Source organism: Gordonia liuliyuniae, from assembly GCF_021738805.1.
Lineage (GTDB): Bacteria > Actinomycetota > Actinomycetes > Mycobacteriales > Mycobacteriaceae > Gordonia > Gordonia liuliyuniae.
This window is the reverse complement of the sequence record NZ_JAKKOR010000013.1, coordinates 253,195-260,975: the sequence shown is the minus strand read 5'-3', so window position 1 is coordinate 260,975 and position 7,781 is coordinate 253,195. Positions and strand designations below refer to the sequence as shown.

Below are 7,781 nucleotides of genomic sequence, written 5' to 3'. Positions count from 1 at the left end.
CCCGAATCTCAGCGACCATCCGGATCGCCCGCTCACGCATCTCGGCCGGGTACCTCTTCGTCCCACTTCCTGACATGACTCCATCCTTCCCAACGAACAGAGTCTCCGGACACGCCGGGGCGATTCACTGGTCGGACAACTCGTGGGGTGTTGTGTTGCAGATGTACTTTTCCCATTTATCCTTCTTCACCGGATACATCGGCGTTCCCAAGGCCCAGTGTGGGACAAACTGTCCCCAGAGCTGAAGTGCCGAGGGGTAGAAGGCGAAGATCCCGGCACCGGGGGCCGGTGCTAGAAGCGCAATGCCGGAGTGCCGAGCACGAGCGGCCACGAGCTGTGCGAGGAGGCCTCCTGCAGAGTGTCCGACGATGATCGGGGGAGTATCCATCGTGTTGACGAGGTGAACGAAATCATCAACGAAGTCGAGCAGGCCGAGCTGAGAAACTTCTTCTGCAGTGCCCCAGATGTCTATCTCGCGGGGATGTCCGTGTGCTCTCCAGCTCGGTGCATGGACGCGATAACCGCGTTTGGTGAGTTCAGATCCGAAGTTGTCCCACTCGTATCCGTGTCCCCAGGTGCCGTGGATGAGAAGGATGTCCTGTTGCTTCATGTTTCCTCCGTGCCGTGAATCCAGGCATCTGATCCGTGGGAACTCTTCATGTCATTGTCCGGGGCGCCGGGCGTCGTCGGTTCTGTTCTCGAGTTGCTGTCGGCTCCATCGCTCGACAGTCCGTCCTTGACTGTCTCGGAAGTCGATGACGGTGGCTTCAGGGTCCACCAGGACGATGCGGTGGCCTCGGTTGATGAGCTTGGTCGCCATATCCGAGGACGTGCGTCGGGCAACAGGGAGCACGTCATCGACGCGGCTCATATCAAATATCACGAGATCGGTTCCTGGAGCGCTGTTGATGATTTCACTCACGAGGGATTCGATAGAACTGAGGACCAGATCGCCTTGGAGGACGTAGATCGTTGCTTTCTGCCCATCGACTGTAGCTGTCCGTGTCTCCCGTAGAGAGGAGCGCGCTGGTCTTCCTGCCTCCATGAGGTGCAGGCCGAGATCCTGGGAGAGCTTCTGCATCATATCGACTCCGCGTGCGCTGTTGCCATGCATATCGAGTCTGGGAGAAAAGGCTGCGACGCCGATCTGCCCGGGCAGGACGCCGATGATGCCTCCGGCGACTCCGCTCTTGGCGGGGATGCCTACGGTGGAGAGCCAGTCTCCGGCCGCGTCGTACATGCCGCAAGATGCCATGACGCTCAGTACCTGTCTGGTGGTGTCTCGGCGGAAGACTCGCTCTTGGGTGTGTGGTTGAACGCCGGAGTTGGCAAGCGTCGCCGCCATAAGTGCGAGATCGCGCACGGTGACCGAGGCTGCGCATTGGCGGATGTATCCCTCGACGGCGGTCCGGGGCTCCTGTGTGAGCGCTCCCGTCGCTCGTAGAAGATGCGCGAGTCCGAGGTTGCGGTCGCCGGTACCCAACTCTGACGTTGCGACTGACTCATCAATCTCGATCCGGCGATCTGAGAGTTTCGAGAATAGGTTGAGCATCCGTTCGACAGACGACCCGTGCTCGGTTTTGAGTAGCGCGTGGGTGGTGATGGCACCGGCGTTGATCATCGGGTTACGCGGTTTGCCGGTTTCGGGATCGAGGGAGAGTTCGTTGAAGGTGTCACCGCTGGGCTCGACCCCGACGTGGTCGAGCACCGATTCGAGTCCGTAGTCCTCGATGGCGAGGGCGTAAGCGAATGGCTTTGACATTGACTGGATACTGAAGTGGTGATCGGTGTCGCCACTGGCGTAAACGGTGCCGTTGACCGTGCAAAGAGCAACTGCGACCCGAGTCGGGTCGGCCGCTGCAAGTTCGGGAATGTAGTCGGCGAGCGCACCGGAATCAACGTGAGCGGTCTGCTCGATGACCGTATCGAGATAGTCCAGAATGGGTGACCTCATGGTGTCGTCCTTCTATCGGCAACCGGGCAAGTCGCAACTAATTGGAGCATCACGGTGCAGCCGACCTCGAACGTGGAACCTCGCTCGTAAGGATGAGCCTGGGAACCCCCACGACGATTTCGCGAGGTCGTGGAGCCGCCCGTTGCGGGAGCTCCTTCTGCGTCGGGGCCTCGACGGACACCGTCAGTTCCCACGGATATGCATTTTTGTGACGCACGCGTATCGGGCTTGCTGCCAACATGTTGGTGGAGATTTTGGGGGTGACGGTTCGTAGCCCCGGGCCGCGACGGTAGACCTTGGGCTACGAACCGTTCGATCAGCCTTTGTGGGGCGTGAATACGCCGCGGAAGCGCATCTTGCCGGTAGATAGCTTGTCGAAAGCGTCGGTGGCCTGGTCGAGCGTGAACGTCTCGGTGATCGGTTTGACCTTGCCCTGGCCGGCGAGATCGAGGACTTCGCCAAGGTATCGCTGACCGCCGTGGGTGGAGCCGATGATCCGCTGGCGCATCATGTGGAATGGCACGCCCTCGGAGGAGATTTCGAACGGCTGAGTGAAGTCCAGTCCACTCAAGACCACCCGGCCATCGGGTCGCAGGCCCGCCATCGCATCCTCTGCGGCGTCGAAAGCGTTGGTGGTGACCAGTAGAACGTCTGCCCCGCCCAGATCGGCCAACTCCTTGCCGTTCGAGACGACATGGTCGGCACCCAACTGCTTGGCTAGGTCATGCTTGTCCGGTGAGTGGGTTATCGCGATCGTTTCGAAACCGGAAGCCTTGGCCAGCTGAATGGCGACGTGCCCCAATCCGCCGATACCAACGATAGCGAGCTTCTCGCCGGGCTGAAGCTCGGCATCGCGCAGGCCGCTCCACGTGGTGTAACCCGCACACATCATCGGCGCAGCGTCGACATAGTCCAGCCCGTCTGGCAGCAGCACTGTCCCTTCGGCAGCGATCGCAATGTACTCCGCATGGCCCCCCTGGGCGGCGAAGCCAGTAGTGCGCGGCGAGGCACAGTTCATCGCGGTCTGCCCGGTCAGTGGCCGGTACTGGCGGCAGTAGTCGCAGCGGCCGCACGCCTGCTGCACCCAGGTGGTGCCGACTCGATCGCCAACCTCGCGGCCATGCACTCCGGCCCCCACTTCGACGATCTCTCCTACGACCTCGTGGCCAGGGGTCTGCGGATAGATGTCCCCGCCCGCACCCTGCGTCGCCCATACATCCGTGTAGCACATCCCGGACGCGTGGACCTTCACTAGTACTTGCCCGGGCTCGGCCGTCGGGGTGGGTACCTCCTGTACCTCCCATGGCTTGTTCGCGCCCGTCATCACAACTGCCTTCATTGCTTCTCCTGTTCCGTGGACCGAAGACCACCAGTTATATATGTATCTAACCGGTTCGTTACATACGGTAACCATTGGTGCTCCGGGCTGTCAATAACTGTCTGGTTACTTTCTTGGTATGGTGAGGAGGTGCCACCTGACGCGACCGCTACGAAGGCCCGCATCCTTGATGCGGCGCTGCGCGAGTTCGCCAACTATGGGTTAGCTGGCGCCCGGATGGACCGGATCGCTCAACTTTCGTCGGCGAACAAGCGATCGATCTACGTCCACTTCGGTAACAAAGAAGAGATCTTCGACCTCGTAGTGGCTAAGGCGCTAGCTGACATGGCTTCTGCTGTGCCGTTTACGGCGACTGATCTCCCTGGATACGGTGTCCGCCTCTTCGACTACCTGCGCGCTCAGCCGCAGGTGCTGCGTCTGACCACCTGGGCGCAGCTTGAGCGACCAACGCCTACGCCAGCCGAAATCGAGGCCTACCGCCCGAAAGTGACAGCGATCGCCGATGCTCAGAAGAAGGGCGATATCGCTGCCCCCAGCGACCCCGCCGATCTTCTTGCCCTCACGATCAGTACAGCCACTGCCTGGGCGAGCGCCTCGCCTGCACTGCGAACTCTCGCTCCTGAACCGCCTGACTCGCAGGAGCGACTCGTGCGCCATCGTGCTGCCATGGAGCGGGCCTTGTGCGCCTTCACCTCTTGCTGCTGACCGATTGTCTAACGTCCCAGAGGATCTCCGCGCCCGGTCGTTGGGCTGCAGTTGGCGTTGCGCCACGCTGAGCGGAGGGCCTTTGGCAGTGTTATGGAGGTTCAATGGTCGCTTGTCGGCAACCTCTGCTGCCGCCACCCGTTCGGCCTGAAGGCCAAATAGCAGTCACTATCCAAGGTCCGGTAAATCCGAACTGCTCAGGACCCTCGTACTCGGCTTGATGGCCACGCATTCGCCGAACGAACTGAACCTCGTCTTGGTCGACTTCAAAGGCGGCGCAACGTTTCTCGGCCTAGAGTCGTCGAATCATGTCGCGGCCGTCATCACGAATCTCGAACACGAGTTGGAGATGGTCGACCGGATGGCCGACGCGCTCTCCGGCGAACTGCACCGCCGCCAGGAACTGCTGCGCGCGGCGGGCAACTTTGCGAACGTCACCGATTACGAGCGGGCCCGCGCCGCGGGCGCCGACCTGCCGCCGTTGCCCGCGCTGGTCGTCGTCGTGGACGAATTCTCCGAACTGCTCGCACAGAAGCCGGACTTCGCCGAACTGTTCGTCGCGATCGGCCGACTCGGACGGTCGTTGCACATCCACCTGCTCCTCGCCTCGCAACGGTTGGAGGAAGTACGTCTACGCGGACTCGACAGTCACCTGTCGTACCGGATCGGGTTGAAGACATTCTCCGCCAACGAATCCCGCACCGTGCTCGGAGTACCCGACGCCTACCATCTGCCGAGCGAACCGGGGGCCGCCTACCTCAAATGCGACTCGTCGACGCCGGTGCGCTTCCGGACGTCGTACGTGTCCGGGCCGTACACCCCGCCTGCCGCCGACGCCGTCGCCGGAGAACACGGGCCCGCGGGCGTCGTCCGCATCTGGAACGCCGACACCATAGTGCGACTGCCCGCTGACGACGAGAAACCCGCCGAGCACGAGCCCGACACGATGGCGCCGACCGTGTTGGCGACACTCGTCGGACGGATCCACGGTCACGGCTCACGACCGCACCCGGTGTGGCTGCCGCCGCTGGAACCCGCGATCGGCCTCGACACCGTGCTCGCCGAGACCGGCGGTTCGCCCGGCCGACTCCGCACGGTCCTCGGCATCGTCGACCGCCCCTACGATCAGCGGCGCGACCCGCTGCTCGTCGACCTCTCCGGCGCCGCCGGTCACGCGGCGGTCGTCGGCGGACCGCGATCGGGCAAGTCGACCGCGCTCTGCACCCTCATCGCCGGCCTCGCGCTCGGCCACGCACCCGGCGAGGCGAGCGTGTACTGCCTCGACTTCGGCGGCGGAGCGCTCGCCGCGATCGCCGGACTGCCGCACGTCGGCGGCGTCGCGCCGCGTACTAGGCCGGACGCGGTGCGCCGCACCGTCGCCGAAGTAGCCGGTGTCCTCACCGCGCGAGAAGCGGCCGCGCCGGACGGCCCCGACGACGGGTACGGCGACGTCTTCCTGGTGATCGACGGGTTCGGCGTCCTGCGCAACGAGTTCGAAGAATTAGAAGAACAGGTGACCGACCTCGTCGCACGCGGCCTCGCATACCGGGTGCACGTACTGGTCGCCGCCGCGCGCTGGGCCGACATCCGACCGAGCGTGAAAGACCTGCTCGGCACCAGGATCGAACTGAAACTCGGCGACGCCCTCGACTCCGAGATGGACCGTCGCAGCGCCGCGCGCGTGCCCGCCGACCGGCCCGGCCGCGGCATCACCGCAGACGGACTGCACCTGCTGATCGCCTCGCCGAGCATCGACGGATCGACGACGGCCCTCGTCGACGAGGTCGCCGCACGGTATCCCGACGAGCGGGCGCCCGCCGTCCGGACCCTCACGACGCAACTGACGGCAGCCGAGTTCGCCGCCGACGAACAGCCGTCGAGCCCCGGGCAGGTCGCGATCGGGCTCGGGGAGGCCGAACTCGCGCCGTTCGTCGTCGACTTCGCCCGCGAAGCGCACCTGCTGGTGTTCGGCGACGCCGAGTCCGGCAAGACCAACACACTGCGCGTGCTGGTGGGCGGGCTCGTCGCATCCGGGCCCGCGACCGATGTGAAGATCGTGCTCGTCGACTACCGGCGGACCCTGCTCGGCGCCGTCACCGGCGACCACCTCGCCGGATACGCGACGTCGACCCGGACAGCGGCGCCGATGATGGCGCAACTCGCCGAATTCCTCACCGCCCGGCTGCCCGCCGACGACGTCAGCGCCGACGACCTCGCCGACCGCAGCTGGTGGACCGGACCCGACGTCTACCTGGTGATCGACGACTACGACCTCGTCACGAGCCCCGCCGGAAACCCGCTCGCACCGATCGCCGACCTCCTCGGCCACGCCCGCGACATCGGCCTGCGGGTGATCCTCGCGCGCCGGTCGGGCGGTATCGGGCGTGCACTGTTCGACCCGTTCATCGCCCGCATGCGGGACCTCTCGTGCGACGTGTTCCTGATGGCGGGCGACCCCGACGAGGGCTACATCGTCGGCAGGCATCGGATGCGCAAGCTCGGCGTCGGGCGAGGCGAATACATCTCGCGGAGCCGTCGCGCCGAAGCCGTCCAGGTGGTCGCACCCGACATGGTCGCACCAGACGGGGGGACCGACCGGTGAGTGGCGTCCTCGACCTCGGATACGGCGAGAACCATCGCGGCGTCGACGAGATGTTCGAGCACATCGACGAACCCGGGCTGGCCGTCCCGATCGCCGTCCCGCCGGGAACCGTGCAGGTCACGCATCCGTCGACGTGGGGTACGCGCCGGATCGCCGAACTCACCCGCCGACTCGCCGCGGTCGGCGTCACCGCGACCCCCGTGCCGCGGGCTCTCGCCCTCGCACGGAGCTACGCCGACGCGTCCGTACAGCGTTGCGCGGTGATCGAGACCGCAGTCGTGCCGTCGACCGGCGGCCACTGGGCGGCACATCTCCTGCAGTTGCGTGACGGCGACTGGACGATCACCGGCGTCGCCGTGACACTGCCCGCCGACGTCCCCGACGACGACGAGTGGGCGACGATCGTCTCGGCCGCCGACGTCGCCGTCGTCGACGGACCCGACCAGGCTTCGATCGACGACGCGCTGCGGACTATCACCGCACCGTCCGGTGGTGTGGTCCGCGCCGACCGGGCTCTCCTCACCAGGCACGGGGGACGAGCGGTATCGGCGCGGGCCAGGTTGGCCGCGGCGATCCCGCCGCCGCCCGCACCGTCGCCGCGCCCCAAGGCGCCGCTTGTGGTCGGCGTCGTCGCGTGCGCACTCCTCGGCCTCGGCTGGTTCCTGGTCAAACCGGGTCCGTCGCCCGCCGAGTCGGCGATGACCGATCAACGGGTCGGGCCCGTGCAGGTGAAGGCGCCTGCGGGCTGGGAGCGGTCGGACCTGTCCGACGACCGTCCCGCCGACGGTTCCGGGGAGCGAGCGGTGTTCACCGACTCCGACGGGAGCCGGATCGTCGTGGTCGTCACCACCCTGCGGGTCGGCTCCACACGGGCGAGCGTCGCGGAGAGCCTGGCCAACCGAATCGCCCAGCGCGCCCACGACGCGGTCCTCGAGTTCGCGCCCGACACGGTGTTCGGCGGGCGACGCGTCATCTCCTATCGGGAACGTCCCGAATCCGGCCCGCCGATCGCCTGGTACGTCGACGTCGAACGGTCGATTCAGACGAGCGTCGGATGCCAGCGGGGGAGCGGCGAGCAGGCGATCGACACAGTCTGCGCCGACGTCGTCGCATCGCTGCGACCCGCGTGACCTCACTTTCCCCGGTGAGCGCCAGCATCGTCTCTGGAGCGAATGCCGACG

5 protein-coding genes and 1 pseudogene are annotated in these 7,781 nt (G+C 65.5%); 3 read left to right on the top strand and 3 right to left on the bottom strand.

What is annotated here, in order from left to right; all coding sequences use genetic code 11:
- Window positions 1-124: 124 nt before the first annotated feature.
- The 3 genes from L5G33_RS18385 to L5G33_RS18375 all read right to left on the bottom strand — a co-directional run bounded on the left by L5G33_RS18385 (window position 125) and on the right by L5G33_RS18375 (window position 3,278).
- A complete protein-coding gene (locus L5G33_RS18385) occupies window positions 125-610 on the bottom strand; it encodes an alpha/beta hydrolase (protein ID WP_236999615.1) in 486 nt (161 codons plus the stop codon).
- 51 nt (window positions 611-661) lie between these two features.
- Window positions 662-1,954 (bottom strand): glutaminase, encoded by a 1,293-nt coding sequence (locus tag L5G33_RS18380; protein WP_236999614.1) that lies wholly within the window; start codon window positions 1,952-1,954, stop codon window positions 662-664.
- A 316-nt stretch (window positions 1,955-2,270) separates the two neighbouring features.
- Window positions 2,271-3,278 carry an alcohol dehydrogenase catalytic domain-containing protein gene (locus L5G33_RS18375; RefSeq protein ID WP_236999613.1) on the bottom strand — a complete coding sequence of 336 codons (1,008 nt, stop codon included), beginning with the start codon at window positions 3,276-3,278 and terminating at the stop codon, window positions 2,271-2,273.
- Between the two features lie 144 nt (window positions 3,279-3,422).
- Between L5G33_RS18375 and L5G33_RS18370 the strand changes: the two genes are divergently transcribed.
- The 3 genes and pseudogenes from L5G33_RS18370 to L5G33_RS18360 all read left to right on the top strand — a co-directional run bounded on the left by L5G33_RS18370 (window position 3,423) and on the right by L5G33_RS18360 (window position 7,730).
- Window positions 3,423-3,998: a TetR/AcrR family transcriptional regulator gene (locus tag L5G33_RS18370; protein ID WP_236999612.1), complete on the top strand. Its 576-nt coding sequence runs from the start codon at window positions 3,423-3,425 to the stop codon at window positions 3,996-3,998.
- Between the two features lie 178 nt (window positions 3,999-4,176).
- Window positions 4,177-6,600: pseudogene (gene eccCb / locus L5G33_RS18365) on the top strand (type VII secretion protein EccCb); the annotation flags it as partial.
- Window positions 6,597-7,730, top strand: coding sequence for a type VII secretion-associated protein (locus L5G33_RS18360; protein ID WP_236999611.1), 1,134 nt, complete (start codon window positions 6,597-6,599; stop codon window positions 7,728-7,730). The pseudogene eccCb and the gene L5G33_RS18360, both read left to right, overlap by 4 nt.
- The last annotated feature ends 51 nt before the right edge of the window (window positions 7,731-7,781 follow it).

What these genes read in the sequence shown, in the direction of transcription:
- L5G33_RS18385 (WP_236999615.1), bottom strand. Translation starts at nt 610, where the DNA reads ATGAAGCAACAGGACATCCTTCTCATCCACGGCACCTGGGGACACGGA.
- L5G33_RS18380 (WP_236999614.1), bottom strand. Translation starts at nt 1,954, where the DNA reads ATGAGGTCACCCATTCTGGACTATCTCGATACGGTCATCGAGCAGACC.
- L5G33_RS18375 (WP_236999613.1), bottom strand. Translation starts at nt 3,278, where the DNA reads ATGACGGGCGCGAACAAGCCATGGGAGGTACAGGAGGTACCCACCCCG.